Source organism: Pseudomonas sp. Tn43 (genome assembly GCF_014192635.1).
GTDB lineage: Bacteria > Pseudomonadota > Gammaproteobacteria > Pseudomonadales > Pseudomonadaceae > Aquipseudomonas.
In genome coordinates this window covers 1-25,297 of the sequence record NZ_JACHYG010000023.1, presented here as the reverse complement: position 1 = coordinate 25,297, position 25,297 = coordinate 1, and the positions used below count along the sequence as shown (strand labels likewise).

Genomic DNA, 25,297 nt, shown 5'->3' with positions numbered 1-25,297 from the left:
ACCACCTGATCCCATCCCGAACTCAGCAGTGAAACGATGCATCGCCGATGGTAGTGTGGGGTTTCCCCATGTGAGAGTAGGTCATCGTCAAGATTGATTCCAAAACCCCTGTTTGCTTATGCAGACAGGGGTTTTGTCTTTCTGGGCTATAGAAATCCAGATCCTGGAGGGAATCGGATTCAGGTCTTGCGCGCCTTGCTGCTCCTTCGTGCCAGCAACTTGCGCCACCAGATATAGATGCCCGTCACTGATAACACTGCAATCAAAACACCTAGCACCGCGATCATCACTTGCCCGGTGAGCCCAATGATCCGTCCTCCGTGTATCGGCAATTGGAGGCGATAAAAACGTTCTCCCAAAGTGCCTTGTCCTGCAATTTCCTGCCCCAGTAAACGACCGTCCGTGCCGTGGAAGAATAGCCAGGATTTCCCATGGGCTTCGGTATCATGTTGCCCAAACCCTGCTCCATAAAAGTTGTACTCAAAGCTGTAATACAACTCTCCGATTGCAGCGGTCAGCCCCAGCTTTTGCCCTTCTTGTAACGCACGTTCATAAGCCTGTTGATAACTCAGCCGCGTAACTCCCAATTCTTCGGCAGGCATGCCTCCGCGGGCCTCGTAAACGCTCGGCTCAATTGGCGAGAACAGTGAAACCGCAGGCTTGAAAACCTGGCTCGGCAGGTTCATGGCGACACTACTGATCGCAATCGGTAGCAATAACACCCAAAGCCACAAGCCACCTGCCCGATGCAGGTCGAAATTTAGCCGGTAGGCATGCCCACCCTTGATCTTCCAGGCCGTCGACCATTTCTTCCAGAACGGTTTCCCACGAGGAAGCGTCAGCCAAAGCGCAATGAAACAATCGACAACCCAGGCGATCGCGACCAGTCCCATTAACAACAATCCCCAGTTATCCGGCAGAACCAGGTTGTAGTGAAACTCCAGGATGAAAGGGATGAAGTTCTCCCTTTGAAAGCAGCATTTTCCCCAGAATCGCTGCCCTTTCTGTTCGCCATTGACCGGGTCCAGATAGAACACCTGATTGGGATCGGCGAAAGGTTTTCCGGTTGCAGGGTCATTGCGCGGTACCGCGGCCAGCAATGCGGTATGGCCCGCTTCTGACGGGTACTCCATGTACCAGACTTGCAGCCTCGGATGCTCCGCTTGCAGCTTGTCGACCAAAGTGCCGGGCGGCAAACGTTGACCTTCGGCAGAAGCTGAATAAAACCCCGGATTGAGCCACTCATCCAGCTCATGATTGAACGCCAGGATGCTGCCCGTAAGTCCGGCCATCAGCAGAAACAGCGCGGTCGCCAGACCAATGTAGCGATGAAGTAAAACCATAAATGCACGCATGGAATTTTCCTGCAGAGACGACAAAGCCAGCCCATGGATTCAGGGGCTGGCTTTTTTTGGATAACCAGTCGTTAGAACTGGTAGCTCACGGTAGCGGCGACATTGCGCTCTTCACCCAGGTAGCAGAAGTTCAGGCTGGCGCAGGAGGCCACGTAGGACTCATTGGTCAGGTTGTTCGCATTCAAACGAACGTCAACGCCCTTCAAACCCACCTTGCCCAGGTCATAGCCGACAGACGCATCGAACAATGTGTAGGACGGCACCTTCAGGGTGTTTTCCGCATCGGCCCAGCTGTAGCCGACGTAACGCACGCCGCCGCCCAGGCGCAGGCCATCAAGCGCAGCGCTGTTGAATTTGTAGTCTGCCCATACCGAGGCCATATGACGTGGCGCCTGAGTCGGCGAGTTGCCCTTGTTCTCGATCACGTCGGTTGCCGTGCTCAACGTACTGATCATCGACTTCGAATATTCGATGTCGGTGAAGGTGTAGCTGCCGAGCACTTTCAGGTTATCGGTCAGCTGCATGTGCGCTTCCAGTTCCAAGCCTTGGGAGCGGACGGCGCCTACAGCGCGATAGAAGTTTTCCTGCGGCAGTTTGGTCGCCAGGTTTTCCTGATCGATGCGGAACAGCGACGCCGTGAACAAGTAGTCGGTGCCTGGTGGCTGGTACTTCAGGCCCACTTCCCACTGGGTGCCATCGGTCGGTGCCAGAGGATTGCCGGCGCTGTCGGCGTAGGAGTTTGGGTTGAACGACTCGGAGTAGCTGATGTACGGCGCAACGCCGTTATCGAACAGGTACAACGCCCCCGCCCGGCCCGTCAGCTTGGTGCGTTTGTCACTGATTTCCGTGCCCGCAGGGCGTCCAGCTTCAGCCAGCCGATTTTCATCGGAGGTTTCAACCCAGTCCTGACGCAGGCCCAAAGAGAAGCGCCACTTATCCATCTCGATCAGGTCTTGCAGGTAAACGCCGGTCTGTTCCAGGCGCCGCAGATAGCTGGTCGGGCTGTAGAAGTCGATGGCTGAATTGCCGTACACCGGATTGAACGCATCGATCGGCGCAAGACCGCCACTGGTCCAGTCGACGACTGTCTTGCGCCGCTGGTAGTCCGCGCCCATCAGCACGGTGTGTTTGGTTGCGCCAGTGAAGAACTCGGCTTGCAGCATGTTATCGACGATGAAGGCGTGGAGCTTTTCGTCGCCACCGGTGTAATAGCGATTCAACTCGTTGCTGGTGGGCGAGGTCCAGCCATAGGCATACACCTGATCGATCTTCACCTTGGAGTCGAGATAGCGGAAGTTCTGCCGCGCGGTGAAGACGTCATTGAAGCGGTGTTCGAACTGATAGCCGAAGGACTGTTGATCACGCTGGAAGCCATCAATGCCCGGTTCGCCTTCGAAGAAGTCTGGGGAGATTCGATTGCCGTTGCGTTGATGGATCGTGCCATCGGCCGGAACGCCGCCGTGATAGCCGCCGTCGGGATCGTGTTGCAGATAGGCTTGCAGCGTCAGGGAGGTATCTTCGCTGAAATCGATGCTCACTGTTGGCGCCAGGGCGAAGCGCTTTTCCTTGTTGTGGTCAAACTGTGTGTCGGACTGATCCGCCAAGCCTGTCAGGCGATAGGCGATACGCTTGTCATCATCCACCGGCCCGCTGAAGTCAAAACCCATGCCGCGCTGGCCTTGGGTGCCCACCGTGGCCTGGACCTGACGGTAGGGCTCATACAACGGTTTCTTGCTGGTCAACGCCACCAGCCCGCCTGGCGAGCTGCGACCGTAGAGCACCGACGATGGCCCTTTGAGAATATCGACTCGCTCGAGGAAATACGGGTCTACCTGCATGGTGCTGTAGGTGCCGCTGTCGCCCATGGATTTGAGGCCATCGAGATAGATGTTATCCACCGAGCCGTCATTGAAACCACGCATCGCCACGTAGTCGTAACGGTGGGTCGCGCCATAAGGGTTGGTCAGCACGCCCGGGGTGTAGCGCATCGCCTGGGACACGGTTTGCGAGCCTTGGTCGTCCATTTGCTCGCGGGTCACCACGGACACGCTTTGTGAGGTTTCCAGCAGCGCGGTACTGGTCTTGGTGGCGATCTGGCTGTGCGTTGCGTTGTAGCCATCCATGCTGCCCAGCGCGTTACCCAGGGCGAAGCCTTTGATGTCGGTGGCAGGCAGTGCCAGGGCTTCGGTTTCTGCGACGGGCCGCAGCACATAACTGCTGCCATCCTGACTGACGGCCACAAGCCCTGTGCCGTTGAGCAAATGGCTCAACGCCTGATCCGCCGAATAGTCGCCCTGTAATCCCGGCGATTGAAGGCCCTGAGTTTGAGCTGGGGTCGTGGACAGCGTGATGCCCGCCTGACGCGCGAATTGATTGAGCACATCGCTCAAGGGGCCGGCGGCGATGTTGTAGCGGTGGCTACTGGCTTCGCTGCCCTGTGCTGCAACGCCAAGTGACGGCGACAGGCCGATACCCAGTGCGGTCGAGAACAGCGCCGCGCGAATGGCGTGGCGCAATACGCCTGATTCCGGGGCGAAATGGGAAGGGTTCTTACAGGTGGCGCGCACAGTCATTGTAGATTTCCGTAGGAAGTCGCTGAAGGCAGAGTTGAATTACTTACTGACTAAGCCGGACTTGTTCCGAAAACCCGCCAAAAATAATTCAGGCCTCTCGCTCCAGCGTCACCCACCAGCGAGTGCGATAGCGTACTTGTACCGCCAGGGTTTGCGGCAGGATGGCCAGCAGCTTGTCGGTGTCGTCGAGACGGAAAACCCCGGACAGCCGCAAGTGGGCAATGTCGACCGCGCAGGTCAGATAACCCGGACGGTAACGCCCGACTTCATTAATGAAGTCTCCCAGGCGCATGTTGCGGGTGACGATCAGGCCGTCGACCCAGGCGCCAGCATCCATGTCCTGCGGCGGTGCCAACTGCGCTCGACTCCGATCGATCAGGTAACTCTGCCCGGCCTGCACCTGAGTCGGCAGCCCATCGGCGGCCCGTGGCGAATGGATGGCGACTGTGCCGCTGGTGACGCTGAGCCGCGTGCAGTCGGCGTCCTGACGAACGATGAAGCGCGCCGCCACACTTTCGAACACGCCGTGACGGCTTTGCACCCGCAACGGTCGATCAAACGAAACCCCTTCACTTGCCTCACCGCATGTCACGACGATCTCGCCGCGAGTCAGTTTGATCAGGCGCTGTTGCGCGGTGTAGTCCAGGTCCACCGCGCTGGCGGTGTTGAGCTCAAGGCGCGTGCCATCCGGTAACTGGAAACCGCGTCGCTCGCCCGTGGCGGTGGCGAAGTCGGCGGTCCACTGTTGCCCGCCGATCACATCCTTGCCCAACCAGGCCGCCGAACCCATCAATAACGCGCCCGACAGCAGCTTCAATGCCTGGCGTCGCCCGAGTCCTTGTGCGCTGTTTTCCAACGTGTTGAAAGCGACTTGAGCGCCGGGCACCGCGCGCAGAGTGCTGCTCAACTCGGCCTGCAAGGACTGCACCCGTTGCCAGGCCAGTTCGTGTTCATGGTGTTCCGCCCGCCAGACGTCGCATTGTTGGCGCAGGCTGGGATTGGTCGCGTTGTTACGCAGGCGCAGCAACCAATGAATGGCTTGTTTGACCACCTGCTGATGGGGCGCGCTGCGACGGGTCAGCGCTGAGTTATCCGCAGGCATCACGCTTCGTACCGCAGCACGTAGCAGTGATACAGCGCGTCGGCCACATAACGTTCCACTGAACGCAGGGATAACCCCATGTGTTCGGCGATCTGCTTGTGGGTAAGTCCTTCGCACTGGGCCAGCAGAAATGCCTGACGCACTTTCGGCTTCAGGCCTTCCAGCATGCGGGCGATGCTTTCCAGCAATTCGAGCACCAATGCCCGCGCCTCGGCGCTCGGGGTTTCGGCCTCGGGCAAATGGGCAATGGTTTCCAGGTATGCGCGTTCGATTTCCTCACGACGCCAATGGTCGATCACCAAGCCGCGAGCAATGGTTCTTAGAAATGCCCGGGGGGCTTTGAGCTCCAGGCGTTCGGTCCTTTGCAGCAACCGGACGAATGTGTCCTGAGCCAGATCCGCCGCATCGGCCGCATTGCCCAATCGCGCACGTAGCCATGCGTTGAGCCACCCGTGATGACTGCTGTAAAGCGCCTGTACTGCAAACTCAGGTGAAGACATGAACGCGACAGCCCGACGTCACAAATGATAATTAGTCGCATTGTCATCAAGGGTCGGAAAATTTGCAACTGCCCTTCGAACAACCACCCACAAATACGGCTATTCGAACGCTCTAGCACGCCGTTCGGCGGGTATCTGACGTGTTTCGTACAAATTCCTAAGATTTCTCCAGCTCGTGCCGACAGACTGGTGAGACATGCGTGCACCAAAGTAGAGCGGCCCCAGAATGCCGTCTGCGCGGTTACATGGAATGTTGAAACCGGAACGCATCCCCACTTTTTGCATAAGAAGCCCATGAAATGAATCTCAAGTTCAGCCATAAAATCCTGCTGGCCGCTTCAGGCGTCGTGGTGCTGGCTTTTGCGTTGTTCACTTTGTACAACGACTATCTGCAGCGAAACACCATTCGCCAAAACCTCGAGTCTTCCGTCGAGCAAGCCGGCGAGCTGACCGCCAGCAGCGTGCAGAACTGGATGAGCGGCCGCGTCTTGGTCCTGGAAAATCTCGCGCAGAACATCGCTCATCAAGGTGCCGATGCTGATTTCCCGGGGCTGGTCGATCAACCGGCCCTCACCTCGAACTTCCAGTTCACCTACGTCGGGCAGGCCAATGGTGTGTTCACCCAGCGCCCTGACGCGAAGATGCCGGACGGCTACGATCCGCGTCAGCGCCCTTGGTACAAGCAAGCCGTGGTCGCCGACAAGACCATGCTGACCCCGCCTTACATGGCCGCGGTCGGCGGGTTGGTGGTGACCATCGCCATGCCGGTGAAAAAGCAAGGCGAACTGCTGGGCGTCGTCGGCGGCGATCTGAGTCTGGAAACCCTGGTGAAGATCATCAACTCGGTGGACTTCGGTGGCATCGGTCACGCGTTCCTCGTCAGCGCCGACGGTCAGGTGATCGTCAGCCCGGACAAGGACCAGGTGATGAAGAACCTGAAAGACATCTATCCGGGCTCCAGTGTCCGTATCGGCAAAGGCAATCAGGAAGTAGAACTGAACAAGCAGGACCGCATCCTCTCGTTCACGCCGGTGAGTGGGTTGCCGAATGCAGAGTGGTACATCGGTCTGTCAATCGACAAGGCCAAGGCCTATGCACCACTGAGCCAGTTCCGCACCTCAGCGCTGATCGCGATGTTCATTGCCGTGACTGCCATTGCCGTGCTGCTGAGTCTGCTGATTAGTGTGCTGATGCGTCCGCTGACCACGATGGGGCGTGCGATGCAGGACATCGCTCAGGGTGAGGGCGATCTGACCCGTCGCCTCGTGGTGCAAAGCAAAGACGAATTCGGCGAGTTGGGCGGCTCTTTCAACCAGTTCGTGGAGCGGATTCACGCGTCGATTAGCGAAGTGTCTTCGGCGACCCGTCAGGTGCATGACCTGTCGCAACGGGTGATGGCATCGTCCAACGCTTCGATCATCGGCTCCGACGAACAAAGCGCCCGCACCAACAGTGTGGCTGCTGCGATCAACCAATTGGGCGCCGCCACCCAGGAAATCGCCCGCAACGCCGCCGATGCTTCGCAACATGCCAGCGGCGCGAGCGAACAGGCTGATGACGGCCGTCAGGTGGTGGAGAAAACCATTTTGGCCATGACCGAGTTGTCACAGAAAATCAGCCTGTCCTGCACGCAGATCGAAACCCTGAATGCGAGCACTGACAACATCGGCCACATTCTCGATGTGATCAAAGGCATCTCTCAACAGACCAATTTGCTGGCGCTCAACGCGGCCATCGAAGCGGCCCGTGCCGGTGAGGCTGGTCGTGGTTTTGCGGTGGTGGCGGACGAGGTGCGCAACCTGGCTCATCGCACCCAGGAATCGGCGGAAGAGATCCACAAGATGATCAGCTCGCTGCAGATCGGTTCTCGCGAAGCGGTGACCACCATGAACGCCAGTCAGGTCTCCAGCGAGCAAAGTGTCGAAGTGGCGAACCAGGCCGGTCTGCGACTGGTCAGCGTGACCCAGCGCATCGGCGAAATCGACGGCATGAACCAATCGGTGGCCGCAGCGACCGAAGAACAGACCGCCGTGGTGGAAACCCTCAACGTCGACGTCAACCAGATCAACCTGCTGAACCAGCAGAGCGTGGCTAACCTCAATGAAACATTGAAGGATTGCGATGCATTGTCTCAGCAGGCCAATCGGTTGAAGCAGCTGGTTGATAGTTTCAAGATCTGATTGAGGTCAGTTGAACCGCGTTATCGTTCAATCGCGGGCAAGCCCGCTCCCACATGGTTTGTGTCGTACACACATCCCCGGTGGGAGCGGGCTTGCCCGCGATTGCGGTAGATCAGTCACCGCCAGAATGAAGCCTTACACAAACAGCTTCAACACATTCCCCATCGCATCATCGGCAAACCCCTGAAGGAAATCCTTGAACCCCGGCAGGGCTTTGGCACCGCCCTGAGCCGGTTCGGCGATGATGGTCCAGATCGCCCGCGACTTGCCTGCTCCCAAGGATTCAACGCTCATCGCCGCCCATAAATTGCCTATGCCCAAGGTGTTGTAGATGAGGGTCCAGGTCATGTTCAGTGCCTGGTCGTCCCGGGAGTTGAGCTGCTCGACCACCAGGTGATTGTCGTCCTTGAAGAATTTTTTGCGCAGCGACGACACGCCTTCGCCCGTCATCTCGATGTGCGACAGCGCCGGAATGAAACGATCGAAGCCGGCAAAGTTACCGACCACCGCCCAGACTTTCGCCGCATCGACCGGTACGTCCACCGAAGATACGACGTGGCAGCCGTGAGGATTTTTGATCAGGGTATCGGGTTGCAGAGTATTCATGGTTTTGCTCCGTGCAGGTTCAGGGTGAATCAGATGAAGTTGATTTCTTTGAGGTAGTCGCAGCCGCGCCGCAGCAGCGCCGGGGATTTTTCCGGGTAGCGCGCCCCCATCTGCCGCACACCGGCCTGGGCGTTGTCGTGGCCGATCATCGAGATGTCGCCGATGTCTTCTTCGAAGCCGTTGAGGTAGAAACCCAGCACGCCGAACAGCGCGTTGTCGCTGTCGACCCGGCCCAGTTGCTGCTGCCAGTCGGCGACGCTGACCATGGAGAATTCCCGACCGGCCTCGCGGAATGACGCTACGTAGGAATCCCAGCCCAGGGGCTCGGGATTGTGCAGGTTGAACACGGCTTTTTCGGCCTGGTAACGGCTGGCGTGGAAGGCAATGAAACGGGCGAGGAAATCCACTGGCATCAGGTCGAAATTCAGCGCCAGTTCCGGCACTTGGCCGAGCTGAATCGAGCCCTTGAGCATCAGCATCAAGCGATTTTTGTGGGGCTGGCAGACGCCGCTGAGGCTGTTGAAGCTGATGTTGCCGGGGCGATAGAGATTGACCCGCACCCCACGCTCCCGCGCCCGTTCGAGGATCCGCTCGCCGACCCATTTGGACAGGTTGTAGCCATTCTTGATGTAGATCGGCGGTGTCTGCGCGGCGGGCAACTCCAGCACCCGGCCGTCGTCGGAAATCGTGCTGGACGCCGAGAGCGTCGAGACGAAGTTGAAGATCTTCTTGCTGCGCCCTTCACACAGGCGCAGGCACTCGAAAATCGGCTCGACGTTATCCCGCGCCAACGACTCGTAATCGAGCACGTGATTGACGTTGGCGGCGTTGTGCACCAGCGCGCCGAAGGTGCGGTCGATGCGCGCGTATACGTCATCCGGCAAGCCCAATTGCGGTTGGGTGATATCGGCGGCGTAAACGCTGACCCGGCTCAGGTCCAGATGGGTGAGACGATTATCCCGCAGGGCCTGGGCGAAACGTTCGGCCGCGCTTTGTCCGCCGGACTCACGCACCAGGCACGCGACCTCGGTGGCGCCCCAGGCCAGCAAAGCCTCGACGATGTGTACACCGAGAAAGCTGTTGGCACCGGTCACCAGCACTTTATGCACATCACCGCACTGGCTGATCGGTAGCGGATCGAGGTTGAGTTCGGCTGCGGCATCGATGAAGGCCTGGGGGCTGAGCGTTGAAGCGGCGCTTTGCTCGGGGCCATCGAGCAGCTTGGCGAGGGTCCGCAATGTGGGCGCTTCGATGAAGCGATTGATCGACAAACTGCGACCGAACACCTGGCGGATGCTCAGCAGCAACTGCGACAACAGAATCGAATGCCCGCCCAGGTTGAAGAAGCTTTCGTCGGTGGCAATCTCCTCGACCGGCAGCTCAAGCAATTCGGACCACAACTGACGCAATTGCATCTGCATCGGGGTCTGCGGCTGGCACCGCTGACTGGCGACCTGGACCTGTCCCGAGGTTGCGAGCAGAGCCCGTCGATCGACCTTGCCGTTACTGGTGTAAGGCAGGCATGGCAGTTCAATGTAGGCGCCGGGATGCATGTAGCCGGGCAGCGTGTTTTGCACATGCTCGCGCAAGGCCGAGAGGGCGGTGCCAGGCTGCTCTTGCCTGGGGTGAACCAGGTACGCAAGGATCCGTCGCCGTTCATCGACCACCACGGCCACCTGACGAAACAGCTGGCTTTCGCGCAGGCAATGCTCGATTTCCTCGGGCTCGACCCGAAACCCCCGGATCTTCACCTGGTTATCACGACGGCCACTCAGCTCGATCCCGTCATCGGTCCACTGGCCGATATCGCCGGTGCGATAAACACGCAAAGTCTGCCCGTTGGGCAGCGTCAGGTTGAGGTAGCGCGCCGCCGTCAGCGCTGGATCATTCAGATAACCCAGGCCGACACCCGGCCCGGCGATGTACAGCTCGCCGGGTGTGCCTTGAGGCACTGGTTGCAGTTGCTCATCGAGAATCAACACCCGGGCATTGGCGATGGGGATGCCGAGATTGCGATTGCTGTCGCCGACGCAAAATTGCCGCGTGGTGGCCAACACCGTGGTTTCGGTGGGGCCATAAATATTGTGGAATCGGCACTGCGGTGCGAGCTGCTCGATCACGAACGGCTCGCAGACATCGCCACCGGTAATCAGGTGCTCAAGACCCAGCGGTGCTTGCAGCGGCATGACGCTCAGTAGCGCCGGAGGCAGGAAGGCGTGGGTCACGTGCTGCCCGCCAATCAACTCGACCAATTGCTGTGGATCGCGGCGCTGGTCGTCGCTGGGCACCACCAGTCGTGCGCCTTGGATAAAGGTCGGCAGGATATCCAACAGCGACGCGTCGAAATTGATGGTGGAAAACTGCAGCGACCGACTGTTGCGCTGTAACCCGACATGATCGGCGTACCAGGCACAGAAATGGCTGAGGTTGCGATGGCTGAGCAACACGCCCTTGGGCTGGCCAGTGGTGCCGGAGGTGTAGATCGCCACGGCCGGTTCGTCGATATTCACCGTGCGGCGGATCAGCGAGGCCGGGAGACCGGGTTTGGGCGAAGGCAGACGGCGAATGTCCAGCATCGGCAGCGAGACGTCGCCCAGATCGCTGGCGCCGTCGTGCAACAGCAAATCTGCGTTGGCGTTTTCCAGAATGAAGCGCCGACGTTGTGCCGGATGCTGCGGGTCAAGCGGCAGGTACACCGCGCCGTAACCCAGCACCGCCAGAATCGCCGCGTACAGCTGCGGCGACTTGGGCAGGCACACGCCGATCACCACCGGGCGGTCGGTTGCGCTGCGATGGCGCAGCATGTCCAGCATCGGTTGTTGCAAGCTCAGCGCCAGGCTGCGTAAGGACTTGTAATCGACGAGCAAACCATCGACCCACAGGGCCGGTCGCGTTGCGTCATCGAGCATGCGCTGCTCAATGCTGTGCATCACCGGTACTTGGGCGGCGGCCAGCAGCCACGGCACAGCAGGCGCATTTTGGCGGTGTTCGAAGGCCAGCATCTCCAGTGCATCAAGCCCATGCAACAGTGGCTCGGCAGCGCCGATTTCCACTGTGGGCCAATGATCGAAACAGGCCTCATCCCGGGAAAACTGGCTGACCAGCCATGCGCCGCTTTCGCCTACCGCTGCCAGTGTGCGCAGGCGCAGCGACTGGCCGTTGCCGCTGCTTTCAGGCGCGACGGGCTGGCACCACAACAGCCGTTGCGCTCCGTCGCGAAAAACCACCACGGGTTGCGCCAACGTCTCATCCGCCAGGGCATCGAATGACACGCGCACCTCCAGGCGAGAGCGGGCCTGGAGGCCGTGGCAGGGTACCGTTCCGTCGTCGATCAACACATCTACCGGGCCGTGACTGACCGGCGATTCAATACGCACGACACCATGGCCGTGCCGTTCAAGTTCAAGGGCCAGTTCGGCCATTGCCTGGCTGCGGCCAGACACTGCAATTTCGAGGCGTCTCATGGGGCGGATCCTCAGGGGGTCAAATAATCGGCCAGGGCGTCGCGCACGCAAGGGGAGGCGAGCATCGAACTGCTGCGAAAGAAGCGCGTGATGTTGCCCACCAGCGGATGAAACCGGTTGATGGGGTAGGCCAGCGCACTGGCGTCTTCACGCAAGGACTGGCGCACCGATTCGTCGACAGGCAGGTGAGCGATCAGCTCGAAGTCGAATGCCTGCTGCAGATCGCTCGCCAGATACTGGGCGATAAAACCCGGCATCAGTCGCGCTATCGCGTGGCGGTCCTCTTCGGGGGCGCCGTGCCAGTAAATCTGCACCAGCCGCGTCCAGAAACCGGCATGACGCCCCTCGTCCATAAGGTGATCGGCCATCAAACCCTTGATCGAAGCCTTGACCGAATCGTCCCGGGCGAAGGCCGCCACTTCGTTGGTCACGGTGTTTTCAGCAATGGCGATGCAGATCAGCTCTACGGCGCTGAGCAAGTGCTTCGGTGCCCGGGCCAGCGTCGCCGGTACCGCGCGGCTGAGTTCGATCTGCATGGGCAACGGGATTGGTGCGATGCCGGTCATGTCGATGGTCTGCTGCATGAAATCCATCGCCACCAGAGCGTGGTAATCCTCGTCCACCACGACCGTCATCGCGTCGTAGCGGCAGGCGAACGGGAACTCGATGCCGAAGCTGTTCTTGGCGATGCGGCGGGCGGTGTTGTCCACCAGCTCGGTCTCGAAAATCACCACGTCGTTGATGAATTTGTAGAGGCTCTGCACCAGCACAAAGTCGCGCAGCTGCGGGCAGTGGCTGAGAAAGGTCTGGCTGTGCACCAGGGGTTGGCGGCTCATGGGAAAGATCAGCTTGTCGTCGTCTTCGAGCCGGCGCCGGGGTCGGGTGCGGATCGTGGCGCGGCTTTCCCAGGCGTCAGCGAAAGATTGGTAGTGGATGGCATTCATGGCGTCACCTGCGCAACCGGTTGGGTCATGCTCTGGCGCAGGCCATCCCACAGGGCGGCGCGGCTTTGGACGGCGGCGAGCGCGGCGGCCAGAACTTCGGTTTCACGCTGCGGGTCGCCATCGATCAGCCGTGCCAGCAGTTTTTCCGCCGCCGGGCCATGGTCTTCGGAATCGACTTCGATGTGCCGTTGCAGGTAGTAACGAAACGTCGGCGCTTGATCCAGGCCAATGCCCCAGGCATCCAGCATGCGCTGAAACATTTGCGGAATGACGCTTTCCCGACCGTGCACGAACGCGGCAGCCACGCTGTGTGCCGGAGCGTGCAAAGCGGTGTGCAGGGTCTGGCGAACAAACCGGGCCGCCGCCGGTTCAATCTCGACGCTGTCCAGCGCAGTCTCTGGGTTCACGCCCTCCTGTTGCAGCGTGATAAACCGTTCAATGGCTCGCGTGTCCGCGCCGATTTCACGCATGGCGTCCAGATACAGTTCGAAGTGACTGCAATACCCCGCCCCCGGGCGGTCATCCGTTTCCTCGCCCAGCACGATTTCGTTGATCAGACGTGCAGCTTGCGGGTCCGCCGGCGGCAGCCAGGGCAGGTGGACACACGTGAGTTCACGTTGCAGCCGTTTGGTCAGCGACATGAAGTCCCACACTGCAAAAACATGGCTTTCCATAAACCGGCGCAATAAGTTAATTGATGTTATTTCAGAAAAAACAGGGTGTTGACCCAGTTCAAGTTTTTTCAGAGAAAGTTGTTCTTTAGTGGGCTGCATATGAACGTCCTCATCAATGTTGTTTGTCGGCAAAGTCACCCGTTTTTTATAAAGGGCGAGCGGGTGCCTGAACCGAAATCCATGAAATGCCAAAGTTGTTTAAATATTCGCTCTCTGAAGGCTGATGCCGGCTTGCAGGTCATGCCTGGTGGGCCTTTGCCGAAAGAAGGAGCGGTCGATAACGACTCGACGAAGAAAAAACTAATACACGAAACAAGTAGGCGGCAAGCGATATTTTAATTATTTGAAGTTGATGATTTATTGGGCGTGAAGTGGCCTTGTAAAACTTTTTATATAAGTTTTATTGAGGCGAAGTGGCTCCTTCCGATTTGTATTCATCAGAATTGAATAGATTGAGTGAATGCCTCACTCAGAGCACTTCAGGGAACAGGGAATCAAGATGTGATGTTTTATGGGCGGGACGTCGGTCGGACTTCCGATTATCCCGCCTGTTGGCGCCGCTCCTTGCGTATTGGCTTCGATTCGCCTGGTTTTTCTGTCAGGCGCTGACTTCTTTGGTCTGTTTGAATCGATAAACGCAAGAGTGAGCCTAAATCAATGGCAGTGCCATTGATCTGATGGCGGCGAGCGGTCGCGCACACGGCTTCGCCGCGCCAGGCAAGAGCGGACATGGAGAAAGGGGAATATGTAAGAAAGTGATACGCCGGCCAGGTCGCCGGCGAGCCGTCAACGTTTCGTTTGTTCCAGATACCGCCACATGGTGGCGGAGGCTTTTTCCAGATGCTGCTCCAGCAAGGCAACCGCTTTATCGATGTCTTTGGCCATCACGGCTTTGAGCAGTGCGCGATGATCGTCTTGGGTGAGTTTACCCAGCCCCATGGACGACAGATGAAAGCGCAGGAAGCGCTCTTCTTCGTTGAGCTCGCGCTCGATCAGGGCAAGAAGCTTGCGGTTAGGTGCCTTGTGGTAAAGCGACATGTGAAACAGCCGATTGAGTTTGCCGATCTCGGCATAATCGGTTTGCGCTTCCAGTTGCTCGATATATTGGGCCGACCGCGCCAGATCGCTGTCATCGAGCAGCGGAATGGACAGGCGCAAAGCGAAAGACTCCAGCACTGAGCGCAAGGCGTAGGTCTCGACCGCATTGTTGTCGATCAGCGGGGCCACCACAGCACCTTTGTGCTGGATCACATTAAGCAGTGACTGCGCCTCCAGCTGGCGCAATGCCTCGCGCACCGGCATACGGCTTACGCCGAACAGGTCCGCCAATTCCTGCTGGCGCAGGGCAGTACCCCGAGGCAAGCGTCCGTCCAGGATGGCCGCGCGCAGGGTTTCTTCGATTACTGAGCGTGCCAGATGAGCGGGAATCGGCCCGTTGACCTTGATACTGCTGAGAGGGCTAGGCTTCTGTGTCACGACAAACGCACCCTGTTTGGCTGATAAATTCTGGATCCAAATGGACCCTAGTGACTGGCTGACAGGTTGTCAAACGGGCAAAAGATCGCATTACCTTAAAGTCTAGCGTGCCGACGGTGATCTCACCGTGCCATTGTCTTTTGCCGGGCTAACCTGCACCATCAACCGACTTCCACCTGCCGACCCTGGATGCCCCGCATTGGCGGTACGTTTCGCGATCCCTCGGATTTTGCTCTGGCCAGGCTGCGCGCTGCTACTGGCCGGCGTAATGCTGGGCGGGCTGCATGCCGACTGGGATTTTTCGCTGATCAGCCGCCGCGCGCAGGCATTGTACGGGCCTTTGGGTGAAGGGCAGCAGCGCATCGATGCCTGGCAGCAATTGCTGGCCACGCAGAAGCAGATAGACGAGCTGGAACAGCTCAACGTGGTCAACCGGTTCTTCAACAAGCAGATGCACTACGAAGAAGATATCGATCTGTGGCATGAGGTCGATTATTGGGAAACGCCGATCGAAGGCTTATGGAAAGGCGCCGGTGACTGCGAAGACTACGCTATCGCCAAATATTTCAGCCTGCGCCGTCTCGGTGTCTCCAGTGACAAGCTGCGTATCACCTACGTCAAGGCATTGCGCCTGAACCGCGCGCACATGGTGCTGACCTACTATTCGAGCCCGGAAGCCATGCCTTTGGTGCTCGACAGCCTGATCGACGCGATCAAGCCTGCCAGCCAGCGAACCGATTTGCTGCCGGTCTACTCTTTCAATGCCGAAGGGTTGTGGTTGCCGGGTGCCAAGGGCAACAAAAAGGTCGGAGACACCAAGCGCCTGTCCCGCTGGCAGGATGTATTGAAGAAAATGCAGGCCGAAGGTTTTCCGGTCGAGACGACTAATTAGGAGCACGCGCTCAGATGTCTTTGTTCAAACAGCTGTTGATCGCTATCTGTCTGTTCCTGGTGGTCGCCTTCACCGGCAGCTTCATGGTCAGTCTCGAAAGCTCGCGTACCCAATACGTCAACCAGTTGCGCTCCCACGCCCAGGATGCAGCCACGGCGTTGGCGCTTTCCCTGACGCCGAACATCGACGACCCGGCAATGGTCGAGCTGCTGGTCAGTTCGATCTTCGACAGCGGTTATTACGCGAGCATCCGTGTGATCGATCTGACCAACGAGGAGACGCTCGTCGAGCGCAGCGGCATTGCGACGGTCACCAACGTGCCGGACTGGTTCGTCAATCTGATCGGCCTGGAACCGGCCGGTGGCGACGCGCTTGTCAGCCGTGGCTGGGAGCAGGCCGCGCGGGTCGAGGTGGTCAGCCATCCGATGTTCGCGTTGGCCAAGCTGTGGCAGAGCGCGTTGGGCAGCCTCGTCTGGCTGCTGATCTGTGGCGCGGTGAGTGCGGTGCTGGGCGCGCTGTTGCTGCGCCGGCAACTGAAGCCGCTCGATTACATGGTCAAGCAATCCCACGCCATTGCGCGCCGCGAATTCCTCAGCTTGCCCGAACTGCCGCGTACCCCGGAACTGCGGCGGGTGGTGCAAGCCATGAACCAGATGGTCGAGAAGCTCAAGGCGCTGTTCCAGGAGCAAGCCGAACGCAGTGAAAAATTGCGGGCCGAATCCTATCAGGACAACCTGACCGGCTTGGCCAACCGGCGTTATTTCGAGATGCAGTTGAACGCGCGAGTGAGCAATCCCGAGCAGGCCAGTTCTGGCTATTTGCTGCTGTTGCGGGTCAAGGATCTGGCGGGTTTGAACCAGCGGTTGGGCGGTCAGCGTACCGATGAGTTGTTGCAAGCGGTGGGCGAGCAGTTGTCCCGTGAGTGCGCCAGGTACCCGGAAACCCAAAACCTTGTCACGCGCATTCGTGGCGGTGAATTCGCCGTGCTGGCGCCGGGGCTGGTGCGCGAAGAAGCGCTGCAACTGGCGAGCAACCTCGACAGTGCCTTGGCAAGCCTGCATGCAACGGGCGCCACGGACGTGGCGACGGTCGCCTCGATCGGGCTGGCGCCGTTCGCCCATGGCGACTCGCCGCAAGCGGTGATCGGTTTGGCCGACCAGGCACTGGCCCAGGCGGAAAGTCAGGGCGAACCGAGCTGGGCGTGTCTGGATCAAGGCGCGTCGACGCGGGGTGGCGATGATCACCATGCCTGGCACACCTTGCTCGATCAGGCGTTGAATCAGCAGCGTTTCGAGCTGTACTTCCAGCCGGTGGTGGCCAGTCAGGACACGCAGTTGGTGCTGCATTACAAAGTGCTGTCGCGTTTGTTCGACGAGCAAGGCCAGACCATTGCCGCCGGGCGTTTCCTGCCCTGGCTCGAGCGTTTTGGCTGGACCGCGCGGCTCGACCGTTTGATGCTGGAACTGGTGCTCGAGCAAATGGCCGGGCATGACGAATCGCTGGCGCTGAACCTGTCTTCGGCGACTCTGGCGGATCCGCAGGCGCTGAACAAGGTATTCGAAATCCTGCGTCAGCATTCGAGTTTCGGCGAGCGATTGACCCTGGAAATCGGCGAAGAACAATTGCCCGAGCAAGCAGTGCTGGAGCAGCTGACACGGCGTTTGCGCGAGCTTGGGTTCTCGTTGAGCCTGCAGCGTTTTGGTGGACGTTTCAGCATGATCGGCAATCTGGCGCGGCTGGGTTTGGCGTACCTGAAGATCGACGGCAGTTACATCCGGGCGATTGATCAGGAGAGCGACAAGCGGCTGTTCATCGAGGCGATTCAGCGGGCGGCGCATAGCATTGATTTGCCGCTGATTGCCGAGCGGGTCGAGACTGAAGGGGAGTTGGCGGTGATTCGTGAAATGGGGTTGTATGGGGTTCAGGGGCAGTTGTTTGGTGAGCCGAAGCCTTGGCAGTAGCCCACTGATCGTTCCCACGCTCTGGGCGTGGAATGCAGCCTGTGAGGCTCCGTCATAACGGTGTCAGGCGCAACGTCGGCGGTGTGGCGGGAACGCGGAGCGTCCCTTGAAGCGTTCCCACGCAGAGCGTGGGAACGATCACCGCTGAATCTGATGGCAAACCCAGGATGGTGGAACGGGCGCTGGATCACCTTGAGTCGCCGCAATGCAGGCTCGGGCCGAGGTTTAGCGTGAGGTAGCACAGATGATCGTTCCCACGCTCTGCGTGGGAATGCAGCCCGTGACGCTCCGCGTCACAATGGTGCCAGACGCAACGTCGGCTGTGGGCTGGAACGCGGAGCGTCCCTTGAGGCATTCCCACGCAGAGCGTGGGAACGATCGGCGTCGGGCGTTAGATCAACCCTGTCTCATCATCATCGATCAATTGGCTCAACCCGCCCAACGCTTCACGGGCCTGGGTCCGGTCCATCAGCTTGGCTTGCGCAGCCGGCGGCAGGTCGGTGACGCGGATCACACCTTTTTGAGTCAATACCTGAATCAAGTCGTCGAGTACCCGGATCATCTCCAGGTCGCTCTGCTTGAGCTGCTTGAGGCTGGTCTCAACCACTTCATGGGCAAACCAGGCCTGGATTTCATGGTGATCGGCCGGCAGCGTTTCCGTGGCCTCGGCGTAGGCCGTGGCTTCCACACGCACCAACTGACCTTGCGCATCGCGTTGCACGTAAAACATTGAGCATCCCTCGGAAATGGACCAGCGTCGTGCTGTCAGCAGCATAGGCCAACGCAGGCGAGTATGCGGTGCGACGACCAAATCGTCACCCGTGAGGTGGGCGCAAACGTGACGGCCGCCCGGTCTGGGCGGCCGCCAGCTTGTGGATCAGCTGTTGTTGTGATCGACCTTGATGGTCGGGTCACTGCCGGCGATCAACGAGTTGATGCTGGCACTGGACCAATTGTTGCCTTCCAGTTTGATCGTCACGTCCGGGGTGGCTGCTGCGGCGTCGGCACTGTTGAACTTGCCACCGGAGCTCACCTGCAGAGACGAGACACCATCCACCGTGGTGATTTTCAGGAAGTTATCAATGGTGCTGCCGGTTTCGCCCTGCAACAGATCACGCAGGTCGATGCGGTCGCCTTCGCTGGCCTTGAAGTCCTTGATCACGTCGCTGCCGGTGTCGCCGGCCTTCCAGATGAAAGTTTCGGCACCCGAACCGCCAATCAGCATGTCGTTGCCTTGACCACCGACCAACGAGTCATTGCCGCTGCCACCCAGCAGAATGTCATTGCCCTTGCCGCCATCGAGGAGGTCATTGCCACCCTGGCCGAAGAGAATGTCATTACCCGCGCCACCCAGAAGCGTGTCATTACCATCATGAGCGCCAGAGACGTCGAACTCGGTGTAGTGCTCGGTGATGTATTGGTGCACGTTGCTGGTGGTGACTTTGCTGACATCGACGCCGGTCTGCTGGGCCACGTATGCCTGCATGGCCTGATAACCCTCGCCGGCAATGCCGTTGAAGCTCACCAGATCGCCGAACAGAAGGTCGTTGCCGTCACCGCCGTTGACCGTATCGGCGCCCGGCATTGTCGATTCGGTATGGCCGATGATCGAGTTGGCCAGGTCTTTCGGGTCGATGTTGGTTTGTGGCGTTTGATCCGAATCGTACGGCTTGAGATCGCCGAGGGTGACGTCTTTGTTCAGGCCGATGGCCTCCACCGTCGACACGTTACTCAGCAATGTGAAACTGCTGGTGGAATTGTCGATGGCGATTGAATCGGTGTAGCTGCCGGTGCCATCGCGATAGGACAGTTCGTACGTGCCGTTACCCTCGGCATGGAGGGTGCCCAGGTCAGAACTGTGCCAGTTGCCCTTTTTATTCTGAGTCAGCAACGTGACATTGCCAGCGCTGTCGATGGTCAGGGAGTGAGTGCTGTCCAGGTCAACGGAATAAGTCTGCCCCAATTTGTAATTGGTGGTAGTGATGACGTCATCGAGCGTCACATTGCCGTACAAGATCGGGTTGGTCTCTTCACCGCTCTGGTAGTAGGTCGGCTTGCCATCGGTGATGAAGTACGTGAGGTTCTTCGCGCCGGTGTTGGCCATCGCATCGGCACTCTTGAACCAGTTGGCCGTGGTTTTGAACACGTCCTCGTAGTTGGTGCCGCCGCCGGACGACATCGAGTCCAGCACGGATTTGAGCAAGGTCAGGGCGTTCGGGTCGTTCAGGTTCACCGACACTGATTTGTTGACCTTGTTATCGAAGTCCGCCAGGAAGATGTTCACCGTCCCGGAGTTGTTACCCATGCTTTGCTTGAGGGTGTTGAACACCGCAGTCAGCGAATCCTTGGCGGCGCTGATCGAAGAAGCGCTCATGCTGCCCGAGCTGTCGACCATGAAGGCGATGTTGTAGTTGGTGCCCGGCACCACGGTCAGCCCGCCGATGTCGGCGACCATGATGTCGTTGCCGTCGGTACCGGTGATAGTGTCGTTGGCGGCAGTGGCCGTCACCGCGTTATAGACCGACGGGTAAACCGTGACCGGGATCTGCGCGGTACTCGGTGCCGAACCGCCATGGGCTTCGGTGGATGTCGATGTCACGGTCAGGGTGAACTGGCCGTTGTAGTACGGCGGCGGAGTGAGGGTCAGCGTGCCGAGGTTCCAGCCGGTGACGTTGGCTTCACCGTTGGTGGTGGTGAAGGTGTGGCCCGCGCCATCGCTGAGCACCGAGCCCTCCGGCATGCCGCTGATCTTCACGCTCAGGCTTTCAGAGCCGTCGGAGTCGGTCAGTGCCGTTTTGATCGCGGACAGATGAACGCTGGTGCCTTCGGCACCTTCGTTGAGTTTGTAGCCGTCGTAGTAGCCTTCGCCATTGGTGCCGTGCAGGTCGGAAACCGTCACGCCAGAAGCGGCCAGATCCGTCACGCCGGTGTACAGCGGCACGCCGGCACTGCTCAGGTCGATCGCCGCACCGCCGTTGACCGACAGGTTGACGTCATAGCTGCCCGGGCCGCTCTGATTGTGGTGGTAGATATCCAGGGTGTAATAACCGCTGGTGGTCGGGATGAAGGAACCGTTCAGGTTTCCGCCCGCGCCCCAAGTGATTGCGGCCACGTTTTTACCGCCGACGGTCACCAACAGGCTGTCGTCACCGGAGCCGCTGAAGGTGTACGTCTTGCCGGCTTCGAGGTAAATCAGACCAGAGGTTTTCGAGGCGGTGCCGGCCGTGACGCCACCATTGGATTGCACATTGGTCACGGTGCCGCTGGAGTTCGGTGTACCCGCGCCGTCGATGACCGATTTCAGCGTGCTGGAAGACGCGCCGCTGCCATCGGTGCCAAGGCCCGACAGACCGGTCCAGACTTCCTTGATCAGCCCGGTGGATTTGACGCTGTTGTCCGCGACGCTCAGGGATGGCGCGTCGGCAACCGGCGTGATGTCGATTTTCACCGTGCCGGTGCTGCCCAGCAACTGACCGTCGGTTGGCTGGAACTTGATCTGTGCGTAGTCCGCCTGATTGTTGCCCAGGCTGCTGCCACCGTAACCATCGATGCCCGATTCATTGGCATCTGGCGTGAAGCGCAACTTGCCGGCGTCGATATCGGCCTTGCTGAAGGTCTGGTTGGTGGCCACGTCTTTCCAGGTCGCCCCGTCCAGGTACTGCAACTTGCCATCGCCCGGCAGCTGAGTGATTTTCACCCCCAGGTTGGCGGTTGCGCTGTCGACATCGCTGACGCCGAAGGTCGACCAGCCGAGGATCAGCGGGGTGTCTTCGGTGCCGGTGACGTTAACCGGTGCAGCGGTCGGCGCCTCGTTCACAGCCACCACGTTGACGGTGGTGGTCGCGGTGTTGGAGTAGTTGCTGCCATCGGTCACCGTCACGGTGATGATCCGCGGCACGGTGCTCGGATCTTCACTGCTGTTGGTGAAGCTGATGTTTTTGATCTGCTGCATGTAGTCGGCCAGCGTCGCGTTGCCCGACAGGGTCAGGGTAACGGTGCCATCCTGGCTGTTGGCGTTGATGCTGATGCCATTGATGCTGTTGCCCAGGTTCAGCGCATCGCCCGGCTGACGGTTGGTCAGCACGATGGTCGCACCGGTCAGCATCGTGCTGTCCGGGTCGGTGATGCTCAGGTCGGTGTCGCCGATCGACACGCCCTGGCCGGTGGTGCCTTCAGTGAAGGTCACGTTGTAGTTGGCCCCGGTGCCGCCGCTGGAGTTGTTGGCGTCCAGGTCGAGAACTGGCGCGGCATCGTTGTCGATGATCGAGGTGCTGACGCTGCCGTTGGTGGCGCTGACTGCGAGGTTTTCGAAGTTGCCGCCGGTGGCCGAGTCGATCTTGACCACGAAGTTCTCGGTGCCTTCGGTGAGCTTGTCATCCAGCGTCGCGACGTCGAAACTCGCGCTGCTGGCGCCCGCGGGGATTTTCACGGTGTACACGCCGGTGAAGTCCGAACCGTCGGCGGCGGTGCCGCTGTAGACGATTTTCAGGGTCACTTCGGTTTGCGCCGGGTGAGTCAGGCTGACGGTGTAGCTGGCAGTCTGGCCTTCGGTGACCGAGGTGCTACCGCTGATGCTGGCTTCGGTTTTGTCGATCGTGTCGGTAACAGTCGTGACCGCAGCAGTGTTGCTGGTGACCAGATTTTCAAAGTTGCCGCCGGTCGCGCCAGTGATGGTTGCTTCGACGGTGCCGGCGTCTTTGTAGACGTCGTCTTTCGGTGCATCGATGGTCACGGAGCCGGTGGTTTTGCCGGCGTCGATGGTGATCACGGCGCCATTGCTCAACGTGACGGTCACCGGTGTACCGGCGGCGTTGGTCAGGGTTGCGGTGTAAATGATCTGGCTACCTTCAGCGACCGAGTTGGTCGCGCTCAGGCTGAGGTTAGTCGTGTCGACGATGTCGGTCACGATGGTGCTGACCGGCGTTTTATCCGCTACCAGGTTTTCGTAGTTACCGCCGCTGACGCTGGTGATCGAGTTGGTCAGCGGAGCATGACCGGCCAAGGCGTCGTTCGGTGCGGTGGCGGTCACGGTACCGGTGGTTTTACCGACTTCGATAGTGATTGTCTGGCCGTTGGCCAGGGATACGGTGACCGGGTTGCCTGTCACCGGCGCACCGACAGTCGCGGTGTAGATGACGGTACCGCCTTCAGTTGCCGAAGCGGTGGCGTCCAGGGTCACGGTCGAGGTGTCGAACGTGTCGGTGATGCTGGTGACGGCTGGGGCAGTGCTTGGCACCAGGTTTTCGAAATTGCCCCCGGTGGCGCCAGTGATGGTTGCTTCGACGGTGCCGGCGTCTTTGTAGACGTCGTCTTTCGGTGCATCGATGGTCACGGAACCGGTGGTTTTGCCCGCTTCAATGGTGATCACGGCGCCGTTCGACAGGGTCACTGTGACTGGTGTACCGGCCGCATTGGTCAGGGTGGCGGTGTAGGTGATCTGGCCGCCTTCATCCACGGTGCCGGTCGCCGTCAGCGACAGGTTGGTGGTATCCGCAGTATCGGTCACCGAGGTGTCCGCCGACTTGCCGTCGACGTCCAGCTTCTCGTAGTTGCCGCCGGTGGCGCCGTCGATCTTGACGCTCAGGGAGCTGCCGCCCGCCAATGCATCGTTTGGCGCAACGAAGTTGACAGAACCGCTGCTCGAGCCGACCGGGATGGTGATGGTCTGGCCGTTGGACAGGGTGACGACGACTGGCGAGCCGGTGACCGGTGCGCTGACGGAGGCGGTGTAAACCACGGTGCCGCCTTCAGCGACGGTGGACGTCGCCGTCAGATTGACCGTCGAAGTGTCGAGGGTGTCATTGACGGTGGTCACCGCCGGGGTGTCGCTGGTGACCAGATTTTCGAAGTTGCCGCCGGTCGCGCCTTTGATCGTCGCTTCGACGGTGCCGGCGTCTTTGTAGACGTCGTCCTTCGGTGCATCGATGGTCACGGAACCGGTGGTTTTGCCCGCTTCAATGGTGATCACGGCGCCGTTCGACAAGGTCACGGTCACTGGTGTGCCGGCGGCGTTGGTCAGGGTCGCGGTGTAGGTGATCTGGCCGCCTTCATCCACGGTGCCGGTCGCCGTCAGCGACAGGTTGGTGGTGTCCGCAGTATCGGTCACCGAGGTGTCCGCCGACTTGCCGTCGATGTCCAGCCTCTCGTAATTGCCGCCGGTGGCGCCGTCGATCTTGACGCTCAGTGAACCGCCACCGGTCAGGGCATCGTTCGGCGCGGTGAAGTTGACGCTGGCGCTGCTCGAGCCGACCGGGATGGTAATAGTCTGGCCGTTGGACAGGGTCACAACCACCGGCGAGCCGGTCACCGGAGCAGAGACCGAGGCGGTGTAAACCACGGTCCCGCCTTCAGCGATACTCGAAGTGGCACTCAGCGAAACGGTGCTGGTATTGAGGGTGTCATTGACAGTGGTCACCGCTGGGGTGTCGCTGGTGACCAGATTTTCGAAGTTTCCGCCCGCGGCGTCCTTGATGGTCACTTCAACTTGGCCGGCGTCTTTGTAGACGTCGTCTTTTGGCGCATCGACGGTTACGGAACCGGTGGTTTTGCCCGCTTCAATGGTGATCACGGCACCGTTCGACAAGGTCACGGTCACTGGTGTGCCAGCCGCATTGGTCAGGGTCGCGGTGTAAGTGATCTGGCCACCCTCATCCACGGTGCCGGTCGCCGTCAGCGACAGGTTGGTGGTATCCGCAGTATCGGTCACCGAGGTGTCCGCCGACTTGCCGTCGATTTCCAGTTTTTCGTAGTTGCCGCCGGTGGCGCCGTCGATCTTGACGCTCAGGGAGCTGCCACCCGCCAATGCATCGTTTGGCGCAACGAAGTTGACAGAACCGCTGCTCGAGCCGACCGGGATGGTGATGGTCTGGCCGTTGGACAGGGTGACGACGACTGGCGAGCCGGTGACCGGTGCGCTGACGGAGGCGGTGTAAACCACGGTGCCGCCTTCAGCGACGGTGGACGTCGCCGTCAGATTGACCGTCGAAGTGTCGAGGGTGTCATTGACGGTGGTCACCGCCGGGGTGTCGCTGGTGACCAGATTTTCGAAGTTGCCGCCGGTCGCGCCTTTGATCGTCGCTTCGACGGTGCCGGCGTCTTTGTAGACGTCGTCCTTCGGTGCATCGATGGTCACGGAGCCGGTGGTTTTACCTGCTTCAATGGTGATCACGGCGCCGTTCGACAGGGTCACGGTCACCGGAGTCCCGGCCGCATTGGTCAGGGTCGCGGTGTAGGTGATCTGGCCGCCTTCGTCCACGGCACCGGTCGCCGTCAGCGACAGGTTGGTGGTGTCAGCGATATCGGTCACCGAGGTGTCCGCCGATTTGCCGTCGATTTCCAGTTTTTCGTAGTTGCCGCCGGTGGCGCCGTCGATCTTGACGCTCAGCGAGCTGCCGCCAGCCAAGGCATCGTTCGGCGCGGTGAAGTTGACGCTGGCGCTGCTCGAGCCGACCGGAATGGTGATGGTCTGGCCGTTGGACAGGGTCACAACCACCGGCGAACCGGTGACTGGCGAAGTCACGGAGGCGGTGTAAACCACGGTGCCGCCTTCAGCGACACTCGAAGTGGCGGT

13 protein-coding genes, 1 rRNA gene and 1 pseudogene are annotated in these 25,297 nt (G+C 59.8%); 4 read left to right on the top strand and 11 right to left on the bottom strand.

The window, feature by feature from the left end; genetic code table 11:
- Positions 1-93, top strand: a 5S ribosomal RNA gene (rrf, locus tag FHW68_RS26845); the annotation flags it as partial.
- An 86-nt stretch (positions 94-179) separates the two neighbouring features.
- Here the strand turns inward: rrf and FHW68_RS26840 are convergent.
- From FHW68_RS26840 to FHW68_RS26825, 4 genes are all read right to left on the bottom strand, one after another.
- The gene (locus FHW68_RS26840; RefSeq protein ID WP_183683932.1) at positions 180-1,355 is read right to left on the bottom strand and encodes a PepSY domain-containing protein; all 1,176 of its coding nucleotides are present in this window, start codon (positions 1,353-1,355) and stop codon (positions 180-182) included.
- Positions 1,356-1,426: 71 nt separating this feature from the next.
- Positions 1,427-3,928: a TonB-dependent siderophore receptor gene (locus FHW68_RS26835; protein ID WP_183683930.1), complete on the bottom strand. Its 2,502-nt coding sequence runs from the start codon at positions 3,926-3,928 to the stop codon at positions 1,427-1,429.
- An 88-nt stretch (positions 3,929-4,016) separates the two neighbouring features.
- Positions 4,017-5,030: a FecR domain-containing protein gene (locus tag FHW68_RS26830; protein ID WP_095630539.1), complete on the bottom strand. Its 1,014-nt coding sequence runs from the start codon at positions 5,028-5,030 to the stop codon at positions 4,017-4,019.
- Positions 5,030-5,530 (bottom strand): sigma-70 family RNA polymerase sigma factor, encoded by a 501-nt coding sequence (locus FHW68_RS26825; RefSeq protein WP_095630538.1) that lies wholly within the window; start codon positions 5,528-5,530, stop codon positions 5,030-5,032. The genes FHW68_RS26830 and FHW68_RS26825 overlap by 1 nt, the downstream gene beginning before the upstream one ends.
- Positions 5,531-5,829: 299 nt before the next feature.
- Between FHW68_RS26825 and FHW68_RS26820 the strand changes: the two genes are divergently transcribed.
- Positions 5,830-7,710, top strand: a complete 1,881-nt coding sequence (locus FHW68_RS26820; RefSeq protein WP_095630537.1) for a methyl-accepting chemotaxis protein — start codon at positions 5,830-5,832, stop codon at positions 7,708-7,710.
- 135 nt (positions 7,711-7,845) lie between these two features.
- Here FHW68_RS26820 and FHW68_RS26815 read toward each other — a convergent pair whose 3' ends face one another.
- The 5 genes from FHW68_RS26815 to FHW68_RS26795 form a co-directional block, all read right to left on the bottom strand.
- A complete protein-coding gene (locus FHW68_RS26815) occupies positions 7,846-8,316 on the bottom strand; it encodes an SRPBCC family protein (protein WP_095630536.1) in 471 nt (156 codons plus the stop codon).
- Between the two features lie 29 nt (positions 8,317-8,345).
- Entirely contained in the window at positions 8,346-11,780 is a 3,435-nt protein-coding gene (locus FHW68_RS26810) for a non-ribosomal peptide synthetase (RefSeq protein WP_095630535.1), read from the bottom strand.
- 11 nt (positions 11,781-11,791) lie between these two features.
- On the bottom strand, positions 11,792-12,724 hold the full coding sequence (locus FHW68_RS26805; RefSeq protein WP_095630534.1) for a diiron oxygenase: 933 nt from the start codon (positions 12,722-12,724) through the stop codon (positions 11,792-11,794).
- Complete coding sequence (locus tag FHW68_RS26800) at positions 12,721-13,497, bottom strand: DUF3050 domain-containing protein (RefSeq protein ID WP_095630533.1); 777 nt, start codon at positions 13,495-13,497, stop codon at positions 12,721-12,723. The genes FHW68_RS26805 and FHW68_RS26800 overlap by 4 nt, the downstream gene beginning before the upstream one ends.
- A gap of 687 nt (positions 13,498-14,184) precedes the next feature.
- Entirely contained in the window at positions 14,185-14,874 is a 690-nt protein-coding gene (locus FHW68_RS26795) for a GntR family transcriptional regulator (RefSeq protein WP_183683928.1), read from the bottom strand.
- Between the two features lie 199 nt (positions 14,875-15,073).
- Between FHW68_RS26795 and lapG the strand changes: the two genes are divergently transcribed.
- Both lapG and lapD read left to right on the top strand, forming a co-directional pair.
- Positions 15,074-15,766: a cysteine protease LapG gene (gene lapG / locus FHW68_RS26790; protein WP_095630531.1), complete on the top strand. Its 693-nt coding sequence runs from the start codon at positions 15,074-15,076 to the stop codon at positions 15,764-15,766.
- Between the two features lie 14 nt (positions 15,767-15,780).
- On the top strand, positions 15,781-17,727 hold the full coding sequence (lapD, locus tag FHW68_RS26785; RefSeq protein ID WP_183683926.1) for a cyclic di-GMP receptor LapD: 1,947 nt from the start codon (positions 15,781-15,783) through the stop codon (positions 17,725-17,727).
- 391 nt (positions 17,728-18,118) lie between these two features.
- Here lapD and FHW68_RS26780 read toward each other — a convergent pair whose 3' ends face one another.
- Together FHW68_RS26780 and FHW68_RS26775 are read right to left on the bottom strand one after the other, a co-directional pair.
- Positions 18,119-18,457: a hypothetical protein gene (locus FHW68_RS26780; RefSeq protein WP_018930300.1), complete on the bottom strand. Its 339-nt coding sequence runs from the start codon at positions 18,455-18,457 to the stop codon at positions 18,119-18,121.
- Between the two features lie 147 nt (positions 18,458-18,604).
- Positions 18,605-25,297, bottom strand: a pseudogene (locus FHW68_RS26775) (LapA family giant adhesin); the annotation flags it as partial.

Bases quoted from the DNA above. Each gene is read 5' to 3' on its own strand.
- FHW68_RS26840 (WP_183683932.1), bottom strand. From the start codon at position 1,355: ATGCGTGCATTTATGGTTTTACTTCATCGCTACATTGGTCTGGCGACC.
- FHW68_RS26835 (WP_183683930.1), bottom strand. From the start codon at position 3,928: ATGACTGTGCGCGCCACCTGTAAGAACCCTTCCCATTTCGCCCCGGAA.
- FHW68_RS26830 (WP_095630539.1), bottom strand. From the start codon at position 5,030: ATGCCTGCGGATAACTCAGCGCTGACCCGTCGCAGCGCGCCCCATCAG.
- FHW68_RS26825 (WP_095630538.1), bottom strand. From the start codon at position 5,530: ATGTCTTCACCTGAGTTTGCAGTACAGGCGCTTTACAGCAGTCATCAC.
- FHW68_RS26820 (WP_095630537.1), top strand. From the start codon at position 5,830: ATGAATCTCAAGTTCAGCCATAAAATCCTGCTGGCCGCTTCAGGCGTC.
- FHW68_RS26815 (WP_095630536.1), bottom strand. From the start codon at position 8,316: ATGAATACTCTGCAACCCGATACCCTGATCAAAAATCCTCACGGCTGC.
- FHW68_RS26810 (WP_095630535.1), bottom strand. From the start codon at position 11,780: ATGAGACGCCTCGAAATTGCAGTGTCTGGCCGCAGCCAGGCAATGGCC.
- FHW68_RS26805 (WP_095630534.1), bottom strand. From the start codon at position 12,724: ATGAATGCCATCCACTACCAATCTTTCGCTGACGCCTGGGAAAGCCGC.
- FHW68_RS26800 (WP_095630533.1), bottom strand. From the start codon at position 13,497: ATGCAGCCCACTAAAGAACAACTTTCTCTGAAAAAACTTGAACTGGGT.
- lapD (WP_183683926.1), top strand. From the start codon at position 15,781: ATGTCTTTGTTCAAACAGCTGTTGATCGCTATCTGTCTGTTCCTGGTG.
- FHW68_RS26780 (WP_018930300.1), bottom strand. From the start codon at position 18,457: ATGTTTTACGTGCAACGCGATGCGCAAGGTCAGTTGGTGCGTGTGGAA.